Source organism: Brevundimonas sp. FV1ye4L, assembly GCF_058681255.1.
Genome location: NZ_CM178734.1, coordinates 1,244,916 through 1,263,160, shown reverse-complemented (window position 1 = coordinate 1,263,160; position 18,245 = coordinate 1,244,916). Strand labels below are relative to the sequence as shown.

Sequence of the window (18,245 nt, the reverse complement as noted above, 5' to 3'; positions counted from 1 at the left end):
CCCGCGCGCCCGGCGCGACACGAGGCGGCATGAATTATCGCCACAGCTTCCACGCCGGAAACTTCGCCGACCTGGTCAAACACGCCCTGGTCCTGTGGCTGGTGAAGACCCGCGCGGCCGCGGGCCCGCTGACGGTGGTCGACACCCACGCCGGCGCCGGCCTCTATGACCTGTCCGGCGACGCCGCGCGGTCGAAGGAGGCCGAGGCCGGGGTCGCGCGTTTGATGACCGACCCGGACCTGCCGCCCCTGATGCAGGCCCTGGCGGACCGAGTGGCGGCATTGAACCCCGACGGCGGCGCCCGCTTCTATCCCGGCTCGCCCCTGCTGATCGCTGACGCCCTCGGGGCGGGCGGAAACTATGTCGGCTACGAACTGAACCCGCCTGTCCGCGCCCTCCTGGCCCAGGCCTTGGCTGACCGCGCCAACGCCGAGGCGCGCGAGGGCGACGGCTACGCCCTGGCCACGGCCGAGGCGGCGCGGGCCAAGGCGCCCCTGATCCTGATCGACCCGCCGTTCGAGAAGCCCGACGACTATATCCGTTCGGCCGAAACCGCCCTGGCGGTGGTCCGCCGCGACCCCGCCGCGACCGTCGCCGTCTGGACCCCGCTGAAGGATCTGGAGACCTTCGACGGCTTCATCCGCCGGCTCCAGACCAAGGCCGGCTCGACCCTGGTCGCCGAGGCCCGCCTGCGTCCCCTGACCAATCCGATGAAGATGAACGGCTGCGCCCTGGTGATCGTCAATCCGCCGCCGGGCGCCGAGGACGCGGCGCAGCAGATCTGCGGTTGGGTCGCCGACCGTCTGGGCGATCCGGGCGGCCGGGCTGAAATCTGGTCCTTCTGATCCGCGCGCGGCGCCCCTATGTTGGCGCCATGACCCGTATCGCCATCCTGGAAACCGGCCACCCGCCCGAGGCCCTGAAGGACAGTTTCGACGACTATCCGGCCCGGTTCCGCGCCCTGCTGGGCGAAAACGTCCCGACCACCCGTTTCGACGTCCAGTCCGGCCATCTGCCGTCAGACCCCGCCGCCTTTCAGGGCGTGATCGTCACCGGCTCGGCCGCCGGCGTCTATGACGACCTGCCGTGGATTCCCCAGTTGATCGACTGGCTGCGCGCGGCGCGCGGCCAGACCCGGATCGTCGGCATCTGCTTCGGCCATCAGGTCCTGGCCCACGCCTTTGGCGGCGCCGTCGAGAAGTCGGACAAGGGCTGGGGCGTCGGCCTGCACCGCTATGACGTCCATGCCGACGAGCCGTGGATGCAGCCGCGCGCCCGCACCCTCGCCATCCCCGTCTCGCACCAGGATCAGGTGACAGCCATCTCGCCCGATGCGCGCGTCATCGCCTCCAGCGGCTTCACCCCCTACGCCGGCCTGGCCTGGGGCCAGGACGCCATCTCCTTCCAGTGCCATCCGGAGTTCCAGCCCGACTACGCCGCCGCCCTGGTCGAGGTCCGGCGCGGTTCGCGCATCCCCGAACCCCTGGCCGACGCCGCGCTCGACAGCCTGAAACGCCCCAACGACCGCGCCGTCCTCACCGCCTGGATCCGCGCCTTCCTCCTGCTGACCCCGCCGCCGGTCGAGGATCAGGGCAGCGGGATCTAGCTTCCTTACTTTCGTCATCCTCCGGGCCGCGAAGCGGAACCGGGGGACCCAGCGGCGCGCGATAGCGCGAACCTGTCGCGGACGAGATATCGAGCATCGTGCGGCGGCCACATCGCCTTCGGCGCCGCTGGGTTCCCCGGTCTGCGCCGCGAAGGCGCGGCTTGCCGAAGAATGACGAAAGTGAAGGGCTAAACCCCCAACACCGCAATCAGCCCCAGGCTCAGCCCCACCAGCGCCGCCAGCGACAACACCACCGCCGTCGCCACCCGCCCGCCGGCCCGCGCTACCGCCCGGATATCGGTCTGCAGCCCCAGCGCCGCCATGGCCGCCACGGTCAGCAGGCCCGACGCCGCCGCCATGGGCGAAAGCGCCGCCTGCGGGATCAGCTCCAGGTTCCGCAGGGCGATCATCGCCAGGAAACCGACGATGAACCACGGCAGCAGCCGGTGCAGACCCGGCCCCTTCGCCCCCTCCGCCCGATCCCGGAAAATCACCGACAGCACCAGGATCACCGGCCCCAGCATCAGCACCCGCGCCAGCTTGACCACCGTCCCCGTCTGGGTCGCGACCGCGCCGAACGGAGCTGCGGCGGCCAGCACCTGGGGCACGGCATAGACGGTCAGTCCCGCCAGGGCGCCGTATTGCAGGCCGCTCATGGACATCAGTCCGCCCAGCAGCGGCAGGGTCAGAACCACCACCACCCCCAGCACCGCCGTAAAGGCGATGGAGGCGGCGACCTCCTCGCCGTCGGCGTCGATCACCGGGGCCACGGCGGCGATGGCCGAGTTGCCGCAGATGGCGTTGCCGCACGCCACCAGCAGGGCCATGCGCGGGTTCAGCCCCAGGGCCCGCCCGATCCCGAACCCGACCAATATGGCGGCGGCGACCAGGGCGAAGACGCCGGCCACGAACCCCAGCCCCAGCGACGACAGGGTCGCCGCACTGACCGAGGCGCCCAGCAGGACCACCGCCACCTCCAGCAGGATTCTGGCCGAAAAATCGATCCCGGGCGAGAATCGGGCGCCCGGCGTCCACGCCGCCCGCACGCCGGCGCCCAGCAGGATGGCCAGCACCAGCGGCTCCAGCCAGGTCTTGCCGACCGCCTCGCGTTCCAGGCCGCCCAGGCCCACCGCCGCCAGGGCGACGACCAGGCTCATCATCAGGCCGGGCCAGACCGCGCGCCCGAACGCGCCCAACCGTATCATGCGGGGCAGGGGCGGGCTCAGAACGGCGGCAGGGGCGGCGGACTTCATTGTCCCGCTTGATGCGCCGCCCCTCGACCCCGGTCCAACGGATTGTTATGGTCGTTTCAATCTGATTTGGAGATTGGTTGTGACCCTTGAACGCCTCCGCATCTTCGTCGCCGTGGCCGAGCGTCAGCATGTGACGGCGGCGGCGCGGGCGCTGAACCTGACCCAGTCGGCGGTCTCCAACGCCATCGCGGCGCTCGAGGCCGAACATGACGTCCATCTGTTCGACCGGGTGGGCCGGGGCGTGGTTCTGAACCAGACCGGTCTGGCATTCCTGCCCGAGGCTAAGGCCGTGCTGGCCCGCGCGGCGGCGGCCGAGGCGGCGCTGGCGGACATGAGCGCCCTGCGGCGCGGCCGCCTGACCATCTTCGCCAGCCAGACCATCGCCAGCGCCTGGCTGCCGCGCCGGCTGGCCGCCTTTCACGCGGCCCACCCCGGCGTCGAACTGGACGTGGCCATCGGCAATACGCGTGAGGTGGCCGAGGGGGTGTTGAGCGGCGCGGCCGAACTGGGTCTGGTCGAGGGCGAGATCGACCAGCCCTTGCTGGATCAGACGGTGGTGGGCTCGGACCGGCTGGCGGTCCTGGTCACGCCCGACCATCCCTGGGCCGGGCTGCGCCGACTGGAGGCCCAGACCCTGGCGACCCAGGCCTGGGTCCTGCGCGAGGCGGGCTCGGGCACCCGCTCGACCCTGGAAACGGCCCTACGAAACGCGGGCGTGGACCCCGCCGCCTTGTCCATCGCCATGACCCTGCCGTCGAACGAGGCGGTGCTGGCGGCGGCCGAGGCAGGGGCAGGGGCCACGGCCCTGTCCGAAAGCGTGGCCTATGGATCGGTCGCCGCCGGCCGTCTGGTCACCGCCGCCTTCAGCCTGCCGGAGCGCCCCTTCCGTCTGTTGCGGCATCGCGGACGTTACCGCAGCCGCGCCGGCGACGCCTTCGTCGCGCCCATGGGGTGAGGTCCCGCTGCACCTTGGTCCGCTCATCCCCGCGAAAGCGGGGACCCAGTCCTTTGGGCGATAGTTTTCAAAGGCGGCCCGCGCCGCTGAGCCCGCGCCCGTGCGAACGAAAACACTGGGTCCCCGCTTTCGCGGGGATGAGCGGAGAGGGGCTGCGCCCCTAATTCCGGACAACCGCATTTTGAATTCTAAGGGATATCGAAGAAATTTCGACAATCGACCTATCACCCCTCCGGGCGGGGTTAGACTGGGCGCCAGGTCTTTGACAATCGAATGGAAAACACGCCGTCAAACTGCACTCTTTTGCATATTGCACCGATTTCGCCTGTGCAGTGCAATTTGGGGACGCGGTTTCAAAGGCGCGAGCGTCGCCGGATTTCAGACTATTCAGACAATTCAGACGGTCTTTTTTCGATCAGAGTCCAATCCGGGGAAACACGAACCGCTCCAGCAGCAGCGACGCCGCGAAGTAGAAGCCGATCACCACGAACAGGGTCAGCGGAATCTGCGGCTGCTTCGCCAGGACCAGATAGATCCCATACAGCACGGTGAACAGGGCCGAGGTGGCCAGGGGCCGCAGCAGGATCTTCGCAAGGGGGGACGTCACGGCCATTTCACCACCGGGGGCATGGAGCTGAGGATCGAATCGACGTTGCCGCCGGTCTTGAGGCCGAACATGGTGCCACGGTCGTACAGCAGGTTGAACTCCACATACCGCCCGCGCCGCACCAGCTGCTCCTCGCGCTCGTCGGCCGTCCAGGCCTCGCCCATCCGCCCGGCCACGATCTTCGGATAGATGTCCAGGAAGGCCAGACCCACGTCGCGGGTGAAGGCGAAGTCCCGGTCATGGTCGCCGCTGTCGTGGTGGTCATAGAAGATGCCGCCGGTCCCGCGCGGCTCCTGCCGATGCGGCAGGAAGAAATACTCGTCGCACCAGGCCTTGTACTTGGCGTGCCAGTCCGGATCATGGGCGTCGCAGGCGGCCTTCATCGCGGCGTGGAAGGCCAGGGTGTCCGGGTGGTCCTGGCGCCGATCCGCGTCCAGCACCGGCGTCAGATCGCCCCCGCCGCCGAACCAGCTCTGGGTCGTGGCGATGAAGCGGGTGTTCATATGCACCGCCGGAACCCTGGGGCTGACCGGATGGCAGATCAGGCTGATCCCGGTGGCGAAGAACCGGGGATCCTCCGCCGCGCCCGGCACCGTCTTGGCGTAGTCGGCCGGAAACGATCCGTGGACGGTCGATACATGGACCCCGACCTTTTCGAACAGCCGGCCGTGCATCATCCCCATGACGCCCCCGCCGCCCGCCTCGCGGTCCCACGGCGTCCGCACGAACCGCCCCGGCTCCCCCGGAAACAGATCATCGGGCGCCGCATCCTCCAGCGCCTCGAAGGCGGAGTGGATACGGTCGCGCAGATGCTCGAACCAGGCGCGGGTCTCGACCTTCTTCAGGTCGAGCGGATCGGAAAAGACGGCGTCGCTCATGCCGTCTCTTAGACCTTCCCCCGCTTGCGGGGGAAGTGGCAGGTCGTGGCGCGAAGCGACACGCCTGACGATGGGGGAAGTCTTCTACTGAGCGATACTCCCCTCTCCGACCCTGGTTCGCTGCGCGAACGCCGGGCCACCTCTCCCGCAAGCGGGAGAGGGTTCTTTTCTCGCGGTCCGTCTGTCAGTGTGCGTCGCAACATCAGGGAGTCGCATCATGATCCGTCATTTGCTGGCCGGCGTGGCCGTCGCCGCTTTCGCCACCGCCGCTAACGCCCAATCCGCCGGCGAGGCCCGCGTGCTGGAGATCCTGAAGACCACCCCCCTGATCGACGGCCACAACGACCTGCCCTGGGCCCTGCGCCAGCAGTACGGAAACGACGTCTACGCCGTTGATCTGACGACCGATCTCGAGGCCACGACCCCGCTCCACACCGACATCGCCCGCCTGCGCGCCGGCGGCGTCGGCGGCCAGTTCTGGTCGGTCTATGTCCCTGCCAGCCTGACCCCGCTGGAGGCGGTGGAGGAGACCTTCGAACAGATCGACACGGCCAAGCGGATCATCGCCGCCCACCCCGACGTCTTCGGCTTGGCGACCACGGCGGACCAGGTCGACGCCGTCTTCGCCTCGGGCCGGATCGCCAGCCTGATCGGCATGGAGGGCGGCTATTCCATCGACGACTCCCTGGCCCTGCTGCGCGAGTTCCACCGTGCCGGCGCCCGCTACATGACCCTGACCCACTCCAAAACCACCACCTGGGCCGACAGCGCGACCGACGCCCCCAAATGGGGCGGGCTCAGCCCCTTCGGCGAGGACGTGGTGCGCGAGATGAACCGTCTGGGCATGATGGTGGACCTCAGCCACGTGTCCGAGGACACCATGCTGGACGCCATGCGGGTGTCCGACGCCCCGGTCATCTTCTCCCACTCCTCGGCGCGGGCGATCACGGCCCATCCCCGCAACGTCCCCGACCGGGTGCTGCGGATGATGCCTGAAGACGGCGGTATCGTGATGATCAACCTGGCCCCCGGCTTCGTCTCCGAACGGGTCCGCGCCTGGAACGCCGACCGCGCGGGCGAGGAGGCGCGGCTGAAGACCCTCAACCCCGGCGATCCCACCGCCGTCGAGGCCGGTCTGACCGCCTGGTCCGCCGCCCATCCGACGCCAGAGGCGACCCTGGCCGACGTCGTCGCCCACATCCAGCATGTGCGTCAGGTCGCGGGGATCGACCACGTCGGCCTCGGCGCCGACTTCGACGGCATCGGCAGCCTGCCCGAGGGCATGACCGGCGTGGACGCCTATCCGCGCATCCTCGCCGCCCTGATGGACGCCGGCTGGACCGAGGCCGACATTCGCAAGATCGCCGGCGAGAACCTCCTGCGCGTCATGCGCGCGGTAGAAGCCACCGCCGCCGCCAAGGCGTCCGAGCGACCGTCGCTGGCCAAGCCGACCGCCGGATAGGCGGCCTTGCCTTTCGGGCCGGGACCGGGCATCAGGCGCGCCTCACCTTGGACCCGGCCTGTTTGAAGCGTCGGGTGGCTATCCCGGCCGCCGATCCGCCGGGAAACCCGCCGCATACGACCCATGGCCGCGCGCCAGGTCGGCGGCAGACCCCAGATGAACCCCAAATGTCCCTTATCGCCTCCGCGCGCCAGCAATGGCTCGCCAACCCTCGCCGCGACCTGCTGGCGGGGACCGTCGTCGCCCTGGCTCTGATCCCCGAGGCCATCGCCTTCTCCATTATCGCCGGCGTCGATCCCGCCGTGGGCCTCTACGCCAGCGTCGTCATCGCCGTGACCATCGCCTTCGTCGGCGGCCGTCCCGCCATGATCTCGGCCGCCACCGGGGCCATGGCCCTGCTGATGGTCGGTCTGGTCCGCGACCACGGGCTGGAATACCTGTTCGCCGCCTCGATCCTGTGCGGCGTGTTCCAGATCGTCATCGGCCTGCTGAAACTGGGCCGCTACATCAAGTTCGTCAGCCGCAGCGTGATGACCGGCTTCGTCAACTCCCTGGCGATCCTGATCTTCCTGGCCCAGATGCCCGAGCTGATCGGCGCCAACTGGCAGACCTTCGCCCTGGTCGGGGCCGCCCTGGTCGTCATCTACGGCTTCCCGCGCCTGACCAAGGCCGTGCCGTCGCCCCTGGTCGCCATCATCCTGATCAGCGTCTTCGTCATGATGACGGGCCTGGACGTCCGCACCGTCGGCGACATGGGCCAGATGCCTTCGACGCTTCCGGTCTTCCACCTGCCGTCCGTGCCCCTGACCTGGGAGACCCTGGCCATCATTGCCCCGATCTCGGCGACCCTGGCCTTCGTCGGTCTACTGGAAAGCCTGCTGACCGCCAATCTGCTGGACGACATCACCGACACTCCGTCGGACAAGGATCGCGAGACGCGCGGCCAGGGAATCGCCAACATCCTGTCGCCCCTGTTCGGCGGCATGGCGGGCTGCGCCATGATCGGCCAGTCGATCATCAACGTCACCTCCGGCGCGCGGGGGCGGCTGTCCACTCTTTGGGCCGGCCTGTTCCTGCTGTTCCTGATCCTGGTGCTGCGCGACTGGGTCGCTCAGATCCCTATGGCTGCCCTGGTCGCCGTGATGATCATGGTCTCCATCGGCACCTTCGACTGGGGCTCGGTGCTGAAGCTGCGCTCGACCCCGTTCCAGTCGTCGGTCGTCATGGTCGCCACCACCGTCACCGTGGTCGCCACCCATGACCTGTCAAAGGGCGTGATCCTGGGCGTGCTGCTGTCGGCGGTCTTCTTCATGCGCAAGGTCGGCAAGACCATCGCCGTGACCGAGATCGAGACGCCGGAGGAGGGCGTGCTGCGCTATCGCGTCACCGGCCAGCTGTTCTTCGCCTCGGCCGACCTCTTCGCCGCAAGTTTCGAGCACCACGGCCACCCCAAGCGGGTCGAGATCGACATGACCGAGGCCCATCTGTGGGACCTAACCGGCGTCGCCGCCGTGGACAAGGTCGTCTTCCGCTATCGCCGCCAGGGCGCGGAGGTGGACGTCATCGGCATGAACCAGGCCGCCCGGACGCTAGTCGATCGGGTGGGCCGCTTCGAGAAGGAGCATCTGCCCGCAGGCGCCGCCCACTAGCCCCAGGCTTCAACGGCGCCGCGGCGACGGACCGGCGCGGCGCTGGCCAGCTGGGTGCGCGGCTCCGCCTCGGCGCGGCCGAACAGCCAGCCCTGGCCGTACTCGACGCCCAACGCCTTGAGTTCGGTGACCACCTCTTCGGTCTCGATCATCTCGGCGATGGTCTCAAGCTTCAGCGACCGGCTCAGCTCGACGATGTTGCCAACCATATTGCGCACCACCTCGTCGGTTTGGACCTCCCGGACCAGAGCGCCGTCGATCTTGACGGCGTCGACCGACAGCTTGCGCAGGTAGTCATACGAGGCCGCGCCTGAGCCGAAGTCGTCGATACAGACCTTGATGCCTGTTTCGCGCAGGGCCGCCAGGCGTCGGTTGGCGGCGCCGATGTCCGCCAGGGCGGAGGTTTCTGTGATCTCGACGATCAGCCGCTTGCGGTCCACAGGCGAACCGGCGGTCATCTGCAGCAGTTGTTCGACATAGGTGTCGTCGCCCAGCGAGGCGCCGGACACATTGATCGCCATCTTCAGCAGGCCCGCGCCCGGCGCGCGCATCCGCTTCAGCACCTTCTCGGCCACCGCCAGATCGAAGGATTCGATCATGTCCAACTCCTCGGCCATGCGAATGGCGTTGGCGGGGCCGGCGCTGGCGTTGAAGCGCGCCAAGGCTTCGAAATGGTGAACCGCACGCGAGGTCAGTTGCACAATGGGTTGGTAGTGGACTTCAAACTCGCGCGATTTGACGACGGAGCGGAAAGCCTCGGCGTCGCGGAAGGTCCGTTTCAGCGCCTCGGAGAAGGCGACTTGCGGGTTGGCGAGACCGTCGTCCTTTAGGCAGGCCTCGATCGCGTACCGCATGGCGCGCAGGACGCACAGGGTGTCTCCTCCGGGGAGTTTGGAGGCGAAAGACTCGGCGTCGAGGTCCACCCCTTCCGCGCGGCCGGCTTCAACGACTTCGGCGGCTAGGTCGCGGGTGTCGCCGGGGGAGCGGAACAGGGCGTACCGCTCCGAGGTGATCTGGGCAGCCGACGAACCTTGCGCGGCCGCAGATTGAAGCGTGGCTTCGATCCTGCGCTGGACCTTTTCTGCGACCTCTCCAGCCAGGTCTTCGAGCCCGCGAATATCAAGGAAGGCGAGTGAAAGACTGGGCGATAGCGCCACGACGCGAGCGGCGTCCGCCAGGAAGGCCTCGGCGTCCAAAAGCGGGGGGGTCTCAAGCGAATCCACCGCTATGGCGGGGCCTTCATAGGCGATCGAGCAGGAAATGGCCGGCGCCAGCTGGGGGAGGATGAAGGCCCTCAGGGAGGCCCGTCGCACGCGCCCGGGCCCCGCCTGGACCAGGATTTGGGCGGCGGGGCTGCGTGCGCCAGGCTTGGTCTGCAGCAGAAGCTCGAGCGCGCCGTAACCTTCATGAAGGAAGGTCACCAGGGGCTTGCCCGTCCAAAGCGCCCCGACATCCGTACCCGGCAAAGGCCCTGCGCCGAGCGCAAAGGCAACGCGGCCTTCGGCGTCAATTTCGACCAGGGCATCCGCAGATGCGAAGGCCAGACCGAGAAGGCGAGTTGTCATCGACATGTCGCCACCATGCCTCTCGCCGCTTAAAAAATCGGCAACACCGGCGCGATTTTGAGGCCGCCGATCTTTTGGCTTCAGGCCTTGCGGTTGAAGGCGACCGCGCGGCCGTCGCCCTGGGCTGGGCGGCCGTCTGCGGCATAGGCCGAAGCGGGCGTCCGGGCGGCGGCGACCTCATGGGCGATCGCGCGCACCAGTCCTTCGGAGATCTTGCGGGCCGCGTCCACCGCGCTGGCATGGCGCGCCAGAACCGCTTCGAAGGCGCGGGTCGCCTCGATCAAGGCCATGCGCTCGGTTGCGAGAGCGCCGGCCAGCAGGGCGGGGTTGGCTTTCACATGGCCGGAGTCGCGACGATACAGGTTGGCCATCTCCTGTGTCTCCGCCAGGCTCGCGGCGACGGCTTGAGGCCGACCTTCTTCGAAGGCGCGGGTTTCGGTCGCCAGCCGATCCGTCAGGCGTCGAGTCAGTTCGAGAAGTTGACGAACCCGAGCGGTGGCGAGGTCGGCATCACTCATTGCGCGCCCTCCTGCATTTTCAGCATCTCGTCCATGACTGAACCGGACAGGCCGATGCCGCCCGCTGCGACTGTCTTTTTGGCCATTTCGTCCAGCAGGAAGCTGCGCCAGGTCGCCTCGGCTTGACCGCCGCCGAACAGGCCGTCGGTGGAAAGGCCCTCGAACATCGGCTTCAGCATCTGCGACAGGAAGGAGGCCTCGAAGGCTTCGGCGGTTTCCTTGACCTTGTCCTTGGACGCGCCGGCCGTGTTGGCGGTCAGGCCCTGAGCGGGGCGGAGCAAGTCGGCGGAGACGGCGAGGTCGGTCATGCTCACATCACCTCGATGTCGGCCTGCAGGGCGCCGGACGCCTTGATGGCCTGAAGGATGCTGATCATGTCGCGCGGACTGACACCCAGGGCGTTGAGGCCGTTGACCAGGGTCGACAGGCTGGTTCCGCCGCCGACGAGGCGCATCTGCGTGCCAAGGTCTTCCTCGACCGTGATGTCGGCTTGCGGAACGACCACGGTCTGTCCCTGACCAAACGGCGCCGGTTGGCTGACAAAGGGCTGTTCATCGACCGATATGGTCAGGTTGCCTTGGGCAATGGCGACTCGCGAGATCCGAACCGCGTCGCCCATGACGATGACGCCGTTGACCTCGTCGATGATGACCTTGGCCGGGGAGTCCACCGTGACTGGCAGGTTCTCGACCCGGCTGATAAAGCCGGCCATGCCCATCTGACCCGGTGCGCGCAGGGCCACGACCGTTCCGTTCTCGGCCAGAGCCGAGCCCGGATAGGCGGCGTTGACGGCGGCGGCTACCCGCTGAGCCGTGGTGAAGTCGGGGTTGCGCAGGTTCAGACGCACCTCGTTCATATTGGCCATCTGGAAGCCGGTCTCGCGCTCAACCGAGGCGCCGGACGCGATCCGGCCGGCGGTCGGCACGCCCCGCGTGATCGAAGATCCTGCTCCGCCTCCGGCAGAGACAGAGCCGGTCTGAACCGAGCCTTGGGCCACCGCATAGACTTGGCCGTCGGCGCCCTGCAGGCTGGTCACGACCAGTGATCCGCCCAAAAGGCTCTTGGCGTCGCACATCGATGAGACATTGACGTCGATCCGCGAGCCGGGTGTGGCGAAGGCCGGCAGTTCGGCCGACACCATGACCGCAGCCATGTTCTTGGTATTGGCGTTGGCGCCGCGGATGTTGACGCCCAGACGCTCGGTCATGCCTTCCAGCGACTGTCGGGTAAAGGGGCAGTTACGCAGGCTGTCGCCGGTGCCGTTCAGACCCATGACCATGCCATAGCCGACCAGTTGGTTGCCGCGCACGCCTTCGACGGCGGCGATATCCTTGATGCGCGATTGGGCCAGCGCCGGGGACGCCACGACGCCCATAGCGGCAAAGACGGCGAGAGGGGCGACAAGGCGGGCAAGCAGATTCTGCATCGGTCGGACGTCCTTACGGCGTTTCGATCGATGTAGTGCGAAGATCGTGCCGCGAGCTAAGATGTTGAAAATAATGGGGTGAATGGCCGCGCAGCGTCTTGCTTTCGGCAGTATTTGCCGGGCCGTTAACCAAACGGTCATTCCGTTCGCCAAGGATGCGAGCATGAGCCGGAGCACGCGCCGATGAAGGTCACAGGGACGACGGGCCCCAGCGCCCCTGCCGGCGGCAAGGCTGCACGTTCCGCGTCCGGCTTTTCGTTGGGCCAGACTTCAGCGGCTTCCGGGGCAGCCGCCCCGGCGGCCAGCGCTGCAGCCTCGACCGTCGCGGACGTCTCGGCCCTGATGGCGCTGCAGGGGGTCGAGGGACCGCTTGAAAAGCGACGTCGCGCAGTTAAGCGGGGCACGGGTCTGCTCGATCGTCTCGACGAAATGAAGATGGCCCTGCTGTCCGGTGAGCCGGACGACGCGACTCTTGACCGACTCGCTCGGACGTTGCGCGAAGAGCGGCCGGATGACGGGAACCCCGAGTTGAACGCCCTGCTTGACCAGATAGACCTGAGGGCGTCGGTCGAATTGGCCAAGGCAGAGCTTAGGCGCGGCGGCGCCTGAACCTAAAAACTTCGGGTTTTCAAAATTTACGGCCGAAACTGCGCGCCAAATGTCACGCGAGCCCCGCCCTTCGCCTAATCGTGATCACGGAATCGCGAGCGCCGTTGCCGGGACTCTCCGGGCTGACTATACGGCCCTTACGCCACAGGGGGGCGTGCTTAGAGAGCGTGAGTGCGATGAACGCTTTGGCGTCCGTTGTGTCCGACGAATCCGGTCTTTATCGGCCGTCTGACAATGAGCCGTTCATGAACGAACGGCAGCTTGCCTATTTCAAGAAGAAGCTGCTGGACTGGAAGGACGACATCCTTCGCGAGTCCAAGGGCACGGTGGTCAACCTTAAGGCCGAGACCGAGAATCACCCCGATCTGGTGGATCGGGCGTCGTCGGAATCGGATCGCGCGCTGGAGTTGCGCACTCGGGATCGTCAGCGAAAGCTGATCTCCAAGATTGACGACGCGCTGCGTCGGATCGAGGACGGGTCGTACGGCTATTGCGAGGACACCGGTGAACCGATCGGTCTGGGGCGTCTCGAGGCCCGTCCGACGGCGACCCTGTCGGTCGAAGCCCAGGAACGCCACGAACGCCGTGAACGCGTCCACCGCGACGACTGATCGTGCTATTGACGGCGCTTGCGGCCCTGCGGCCTTGACTTCGCCGGGTTGCGGCGCGACCTAGCCGCCTCGCTTTCAAGGTCGCTCCCCTATGTCCGTCAAGGTCCGTTTCGCCCCGTCGCCCACGGGTAAGCTGCACGTCGGCAATGTCCGCACCGCACTGGTGAACTGGCTGTTCGCCAAGGGGCAGGGCGGTTCGTTCGTGCTGCGGATCGACGACACCGACCTGGCGCGCTCCACGCCCGAGTTCGAACAGGGGATCGAGGACGATCTGACCTGGCTGGGTATGCCGTGGGACGAACGTTACAACCAGTCCAAGCGGTTCGACCGCTACGAAGAGGCCGCCGCCAAGCTGAAGGCGTCCGGCCGACTTTATCCCGCCTATGAGACCGCCGACGAACTGGATCGCCGTCGCAAGGTGCAGTTGTCGCGCGGCCTGCCGCCGATCTATGACCGCGCCGCGCTGGAACTGACCGAGGACCAGAAGGCCGCCTATGAGGCCGAGGGCCGCCGTCCGCACTGGCGTTTCAAGCTGGAGGGCAAGCGGGTCGCCTGGGAAGACCTGGCGCGCGGTCATGCCGAGGTCGACACCGCCTCTATGTCGGACCCCGTCCTGATCCGCGAGGACGGCCTGTTCCTCTACACCCTGCCGTCCGTGGTCGACGATATCGACATGGCCATCACCCACATCATCCGGGGCGAAGATCACGTCACCAACACCGGCGCGCAGATCGAAATCTTCGAAGCGTTGGGCGCCACGGTTCCCGGCTTCGCCCACATGCCGCTGCTGGTCGGTGCAGACGGCGCGGCCTTGTCCAAACGCCTGGGCTCGCTGTCGATCAGCGACATGCGCGACCAGGGCTATGAGCCGATCGCCATCACCAGCCACCTGGGCCGGATCGGCACCTCGGATCCGCTGGAAGTCGGCGAGTCGGTCCAGGCTCTGGGCGCCAGCTTCGCCTTCACCAAGATGGGCCGTTCGCCGGCGCGCTATGATACCGCGGATCTGGACCGCCTCAACGCCCAGGCGCTGCACGTCATGGACTACGCCACCGCCCAACCGCGGCTACAGGCGCTTGACGCCGATCTGGGCGAGACGTTCTGGTCGGTCGTGCGGGGCAACCTGAACAAGTTCGCCGATGTGGTTGAAATGGCGAAGATCGTGCGTGGCCCGATCCAGCCGGTGATCGAAGACGCCGCCTTCATCGACGCCGCCGCCACCCTGCTGCCTGAAGTGATCGACGAGACTGCCTGGTCCGCCTGGACCAACGCCGTCAAGGCCGAGACCGGCGCCAAGGGCAAGTCGCTGTTCATGCCGTTGCGTTTGGCGCTGACGGGTCAGGCGCATGGCCCCGACATGGCCGCCATGGCGCCGCTGATCGGCCGTGAAACCATCCAGCGGCGTCTGAAAGGCGAGGCGGCCTAAGCCGCCTCGACCGGGATCAACCGTTGCAGACGGCCAGTTCTTCGGCGCGGAGTTCGACGCCCTTGTAGGAGAAGGCCGTCACGCGGCCGAACTTCTGAACCACGCGACGGCAGGCGCGCGTCGCCGGCTGTTCCGTCCCGCCGGCGGCGGTGCAGGTCGCGCCTTCGCAGGACCAGCGCGCGCCGTCGATGATGGTGGCGCGCGCGGGCGCGGTGGCGGCGTCAGCCAGGGTCAGGCGGGTGGCGGCGGGGGCTTCGGCCATCGCGGGGGCGGCGGCGAACAGGGCTGCGGCGACGAGCAGGACGCGCATGATAACTCTCCGGATTGAAGAACGGCGTCGTGCCGTCGCGGCCAATGTCAGTTTTCGATAAAAACTGTCAACCCGACCTGAAAAATATTTATGAGCGGCGATAACCTATCGACGATCATATTTCCTTTCGGTTGCGCTGTCATTGGCCTGGATCTGAACCATCGCCTCCTCGACCGTATCGGCGACGGTCCAGGCGTCCAGGAAGGCGGCGGGGGTCATGCCCTCTTCGACACTGTGGCGCATCAGAGCGAAGAAGCCGTCCCAGAAGCCGTTCAGATTGAGGAAAACGACTGGCTTCTGATGCAGGTCCAGCCGCTTCCAAGACAGAAGCTCAACGACCTCTTCCAGGGTGCCGATGCCGCCGGGCGCGACCACGAAGGCGTCGGATTGATCGTACATCAGCTGTTTGCGCTCGTGCATCGAGGTGACCACGACGGTCTCGACCTCGTCGAACAGGCGTTCGCGGCTGCGCAGGAAGGCGGGCATGATGCCGACCACGCGGCCGCCGGCCTCGTGCGCGCCGCGCGCCGAGGCGCCCATCAGTCCGACCCCGCCGCCGCCATAGACCAGTCGCCAACCCGCTTGCGCCGTCGCCCTGCCGAAGGCGTGCGCGGCCTCTGTGTAGGCGGGGTCGGCGCGGTCGGAAGAGCCGCAGAACAGGCAGACGGACGGGCCGTCGAAGGGAAGGAATGAAACGGGTGGCAGGGACATGGAGCCTCGGACTGAACGATTGCGCGGTCGACCCATGGCCAAACCGGCGGCGGGCGGGGTAACAGATTCCCGAGCCGCTTGGCTGTCAGCCATATATCGTCGAGGCGCAGGATGAAACGCCGGATCACAGCCACGGTCGTCTTGGCCGCGACCCTAGTCGCGGCGGTGACCGCCTGCTCCAGACAGGGCGAAGGCGCAGCCACGGCCATGGATGAGCCGACGGCGTCCGTCTGGGTCCAGCCGCCCCAGGTCGATGCGGCGATGCGGGATGGGACCGGCGTCGTCGTGCGCGGGCGGGCCGGGCCGGACGCCCGCGTCGTCTTGCGCGGAGGCGACGGCGCCGCCGTGGCCGTCGCCGCCGATGCGGCGGGGCGTTTCGAACTGCGCGTTCCGGCAGGGACGGGCGATATTCGCCTGACGCCCGAGGTTCAGGTGGGCGAGGACGCCGCGCCATCTCCGGAGACGCTTGTGCTTATTGGGGGCGGAGCCGGCCCGCTGTTACTGATCGCGTCAGGCGAACCGACGCGGCGTCTGGACGGCCTGGGCGTTCTGGACGCTGTCGATTCGGACGGGGCGGCCGTCATTCTGTCGGGGCGAACCGCCGGTGATCTGCCGAGTGTATCGATCGACGGGGCGCGCACCTCCGTCATGCGAGGGCCTGCGGGCGCCTGGCGCGCCATGGCGCCGGGCGGCGGCGCAGCCGTCATCGAAGTGAACGGCGCCCGGTTCGCCTTTCCCGGTTTCGGGTCGCAGTCGGACTATGCGCCGGTCCGCGCCGGCGAGGGCTGGCGGCTGACCTGGCCCACCGGCCCGAGCGGCCGTCAGACCGTCTGGCTGCCGGATCGACGTTCGTAAGACATTGTTAACCGAAGCGCCCAATGAAGGAACTGTCCCTTTTTGGGACGCACCATCACCGAACCTTTTCAAAGCCCGGCGTTCGCGTCGGGTTTTTTTTTTGGCCCGTTCAGACGCCCATGTTGTCGATCAGCCGGGTCTTGCCCAGCCAGGCGGCGGCCAGAATGCGCGCGGGGGCATCGACCACGCCGTCGCGGAACGGCGACAGATCCTCGGCGTGGCGAACCGCCACATAATCGATCCGCTCGAACCCGGCTTTGAGGATGGCGGAATAGGCGTCCCGTTCCACGCCGGGCAGGGGACGGCCGGCGGCTGCGGCCGCGGCGGCCTCGGCCAGAATCTGGTTCAGGCGGCGCGCGACGCCTAAATCGGTCTCGGACAGATAGTCGTTGCGGGAAGACAGGGCGAGGCCAGCCGCGTCGCGTTCGGTCGGCGCCGCGACGATCTCGACCGGCAGGTCCAGATCGCGGACGAAGCGACGAATGACCATCAGCTGCTGGTAGTCTTTCTCGCCAAACACGGCGAGGTCCGGCTGCACCTGGTTGAACAGCTTGGTCACGACCAGAGCGACCCCGCCGAACATCTGAGGGCGAAAATCGCCCTCAAGCCCGAGCGCCGGCCCGGTCATGGCGATGCTGGTGGCGAAGCCCTGCGGGTACATTTCCTCCGGCGTCGGGGCGAACATCAGATGGCAGCCCGCCCCGGACAGCAGACGGGCGTCCTCCTCCTGGCGGCGGGGATAGCGACCCAGGTCCTCGTGGGCGGCGAACTGGGTTGGATTGACGAAGTTGGAGGCCACCACGCGGTCCGCCCGGCGGCCGGCTTCGCGCACCAGGGTCAGATGGCCTTCGTGCAGGGCGCCCATGGTCGGAACCATGCCGACGGTCAGGCCTTGTCTTTTCCAGTCGCGCACGACGGCGCGTAGATCCGCCACGGTGCGGACGACGGGGAGGGACGCAGGCTCGGTCATGGTGAAGCGGTTAACCCTTCGGCTTAAGCGTGTTGATGCACCAGACCTCAAACCCTGGCGGCTAGGGTCGTGCTTATGACGCCAGCACGAGCGACCCGTCCAGTTCTGATCACGCTCGCCCTCGCCCTTGCAGGATGCGGGGCCGGTGAAGGCGCGCCACAGAGCTTCCGCGCCATGGCCGAGCGCGTCGCCGCCATCGACATTCCGATGGATCCTCAAGCCGCGAAGTCGGGCCCCGAACGTCCCTCACGCGAGGGCCGGGGGCTGCGACAGGTCAAATTCTCTCCTGCCCACGTGGCCGTAATGACGCCGCATGAAATGTGGGACGCCCGCGACGCGCTCAGCGGCGGGACCCCCATGATCTCGACCAATTCCGACGGTGATGGGCTTCGCGACGCCGTGGTGCGGATGGCCCGACCGGCAGTCGAAACCGCTGTGGAAGCGGCCCCTGCTGTCGTGACTAAGGCGGTCGCCGAACGCGGGGGGGGCGCTGAAACGCCCCGGCTTCGTCCCGCCGTGGTTCGGACCGAGCCTCGCCCTGTCGGAAGAATGATCCAGCTGGGCGCCTTTTCCAGTCCCGCCGGGGCTCAGGCGGCCTGGGCCCGGCTGAAGGCCAGGGCCGACCTGTCCAATCTGTCGCCGGTGTTCGAGCGTGTTGACGTCGATGGCCGCAGCCTGACCCGTCTGAAGGTCGGCCCGATCCCGACCGAGGCGGCCTCTGCTCTGTGCGCCGCCGCCCAGGTGGCGGACCCCTGGTGCCGCCGCGCCGGTTAAGCCGCCGGACCGAAGTCCACAGATACGCGTTAACGCCTCGTTGACCTTTGGCCTCGGTGG

At 67.7% G+C, this 18,245-nt stretch carries 20 protein-coding genes and 1 other annotated feature; of the genes, 10 read left to right on the top strand and 10 right to left on the bottom strand.

The features are described from left to right. Positions 1–29: 29 nt before the first annotated feature. Entirely contained in the window at positions 30–845 is an 816-nt protein-coding gene (gene rlmJ, locus ACW17X_RS06090; protein WP_492100095.1) for a 23S rRNA (adenine(2030)-N(6))-methyltransferase RlmJ, read from the top strand. A 29-nt stretch (positions 846–874) separates the two neighbouring features. Next, positions 875–1,606 (top strand): glutamine amidotransferase-related protein, encoded by a 732-nt coding sequence (locus ACW17X_RS06085; protein ID WP_492100094.1) that lies wholly within the window; start codon positions 875–877, stop codon positions 1,604–1,606. Positions 1,607–1,794: 188 nt separating this feature from the next. Here ACW17X_RS06085 and ACW17X_RS06080 read toward each other — a convergent pair whose 3' ends face one another. Beyond that, on the bottom strand, positions 1,795–2,859 hold the full coding sequence (locus tag ACW17X_RS06080; protein WP_492100093.1) for a YeiH family protein: 1,065 nt from the start codon (positions 2,857–2,859) through the stop codon (positions 1,795–1,797). 79 nt (positions 2,860–2,938) lie between these two features. Here ACW17X_RS06080 and ACW17X_RS06075 point away from each other — a divergent pair, with 79 nt between their 5' ends. After that, complete coding sequence (locus ACW17X_RS06075; protein WP_492100092.1) at positions 2,939–3,814, top strand: LysR family transcriptional regulator; 876 nt, start codon at positions 2,939–2,941, stop codon at positions 3,812–3,814. Between the two features lie 415 nt (positions 3,815–4,229). Here the strand turns inward: ACW17X_RS06075 and ACW17X_RS06070 are convergent, their stop codons facing one another. Together ACW17X_RS06070 and hemF are read right to left on the bottom strand one after the other, a co-directional pair. After that, on the bottom strand, positions 4,230–4,421 hold the full coding sequence (locus ACW17X_RS06070) for a hypothetical protein (protein WP_492100091.1): 192 nt from the start codon (positions 4,419–4,421) through the stop codon (positions 4,230–4,232). Continuing rightward, complete coding sequence (gene hemF / locus ACW17X_RS06065) at positions 4,418–5,299, bottom strand: oxygen-dependent coproporphyrinogen oxidase (protein WP_492100090.1); 882 nt, start codon at positions 5,297–5,299, stop codon at positions 4,418–4,420. The genes ACW17X_RS06070 and hemF overlap by 4 nt, the downstream gene beginning before the upstream one ends. 217 nt (positions 5,300–5,516) lie before the next feature. Here hemF and ACW17X_RS06060 point away from each other — a divergent pair, with 217 nt between their 5' ends. Together ACW17X_RS06060 and ACW17X_RS06055 are read left to right on the top strand one after the other, a co-directional pair. Next, positions 5,517–6,761, top strand: a complete 1,245-nt coding sequence (locus ACW17X_RS06060) for a dipeptidase (protein WP_492100089.1) — start codon at positions 5,517–5,519, stop codon at positions 6,759–6,761. Positions 6,762–6,807: 46 nt separating this feature from the next. After that, positions 6,808–6,869 (top strand) — a sequence feature (sul1 is cis-regulatory element that is thought to sense ions involved in sulfur or methionine metabolism; They are found in Alphaproteobacteria). Positions 6,870–6,928: 59 nt separating this feature from the next. Continuing rightward, positions 6,929–8,410: a SulP family inorganic anion transporter gene (locus ACW17X_RS06055; protein ID WP_492086464.1), complete on the top strand. Its 1,482-nt coding sequence runs from the start codon at positions 6,929–6,931 to the stop codon at positions 8,408–8,410. Here the strand turns inward: ACW17X_RS06055 and ACW17X_RS06050 are convergent. The 4 genes from ACW17X_RS06050 to ACW17X_RS06035 form a co-directional block, all read right to left on the bottom strand. Continuing rightward, entirely contained in the window at positions 8,407–9,975 is a 1,569-nt protein-coding gene (locus ACW17X_RS06050) for an EAL domain-containing protein (RefSeq protein WP_492086465.1), read from the bottom strand. The two genes, ACW17X_RS06055 and ACW17X_RS06050, sit on opposite strands and share 4 nt — an antisense overlap. An 80-nt stretch (positions 9,976–10,055) precedes the next feature. Next, a complete protein-coding gene (locus ACW17X_RS06045; RefSeq protein ID WP_492100088.1) occupies positions 10,056–10,493 on the bottom strand; it encodes a flagellar basal-body protein FlbY in 438 nt (145 codons plus the stop codon). Beyond that, on the bottom strand, positions 10,490–10,801 hold the full coding sequence (locus ACW17X_RS06040) for a rod-binding protein (RefSeq protein WP_492086467.1): 312 nt from the start codon (positions 10,799–10,801) through the stop codon (positions 10,490–10,492). Before ACW17X_RS06040 ends, ACW17X_RS06045 begins: the two co-directional genes overlap by 4 nt. Before the next feature lie 2 nt (positions 10,802–10,803). Beyond that, complete coding sequence (locus ACW17X_RS06035) at positions 10,804–11,919, bottom strand: flagellar basal body P-ring protein FlgI (protein ID WP_492086468.1); 1,116 nt, start codon at positions 11,917–11,919, stop codon at positions 10,804–10,806. Positions 11,920–12,102: 183 nt separating this feature from the next. Between ACW17X_RS06035 and ACW17X_RS06030 the strand changes: the two genes are divergently transcribed. From ACW17X_RS06030 to gltX, 3 genes are all read left to right on the top strand, one after another. Beyond that, positions 12,103–12,528: a flagellar assembly protein FliX gene (locus ACW17X_RS06030; protein WP_492100087.1), complete on the top strand. Its 426-nt coding sequence runs from the start codon at positions 12,103–12,105 to the stop codon at positions 12,526–12,528. A 176-nt stretch (positions 12,529–12,704) separates the two neighbouring features. After that, positions 12,705–13,139: an RNA polymerase-binding protein DksA gene (gene dksA / locus ACW17X_RS06025; RefSeq protein ID WP_492086470.1), complete on the top strand. Its 435-nt coding sequence runs from the start codon at positions 12,705–12,707 to the stop codon at positions 13,137–13,139. A gap of 91 nt (positions 13,140–13,230) precedes the next feature. Beyond that, entirely contained in the window at positions 13,231–14,565 is a 1,335-nt protein-coding gene (gltX, locus tag ACW17X_RS06020) for a glutamate--tRNA ligase (protein ID WP_492100086.1), read from the top strand. A 16-nt stretch (positions 14,566–14,581) separates the two neighbouring features. Here gltX and ACW17X_RS06015 read toward each other — a convergent pair whose 3' ends face one another. Next, entirely contained in the window at positions 14,582–14,875 is a 294-nt protein-coding gene (locus ACW17X_RS06015) for a DUF8200 family protein (RefSeq protein WP_492086472.1), read from the bottom strand. A gap of 105 nt (positions 14,876–14,980) precedes the next feature. Then, a complete protein-coding gene (locus ACW17X_RS06010) occupies positions 14,981–15,586 on the bottom strand; it encodes an LOG family protein (protein WP_492100085.1) in 606 nt (201 codons plus the stop codon). 111 nt (positions 15,587–15,697) lie between these two features. Here ACW17X_RS06010 and ACW17X_RS06005 point away from each other — a divergent pair, with 111 nt between their 5' ends. Continuing rightward, complete coding sequence (locus tag ACW17X_RS06005) at positions 15,698–16,441, top strand: hypothetical protein (protein ID WP_492100084.1); 744 nt, start codon at positions 15,698–15,700, stop codon at positions 16,439–16,441. A 109-nt stretch (positions 16,442–16,550) separates the two neighbouring features. Here ACW17X_RS06005 and panC read toward each other — a convergent pair whose 3' ends face one another. Next, positions 16,551–17,411 (bottom strand): pantoate--beta-alanine ligase, encoded by an 861-nt coding sequence (gene panC / locus ACW17X_RS06000; RefSeq protein WP_492100083.1) that lies wholly within the window; start codon positions 17,409–17,411, stop codon positions 16,551–16,553. A 174-nt stretch (positions 17,412–17,585) separates the two neighbouring features. Between panC and ACW17X_RS05995 the strand changes: the two genes are divergently transcribed. Next, positions 17,586–18,185 (top strand): SPOR domain-containing protein, encoded by a 600-nt coding sequence (locus ACW17X_RS05995; protein WP_492100082.1) that lies wholly within the window; start codon positions 17,586–17,588, stop codon positions 18,183–18,185. Positions 18,186–18,245: the final 60 nt, after the last annotated feature.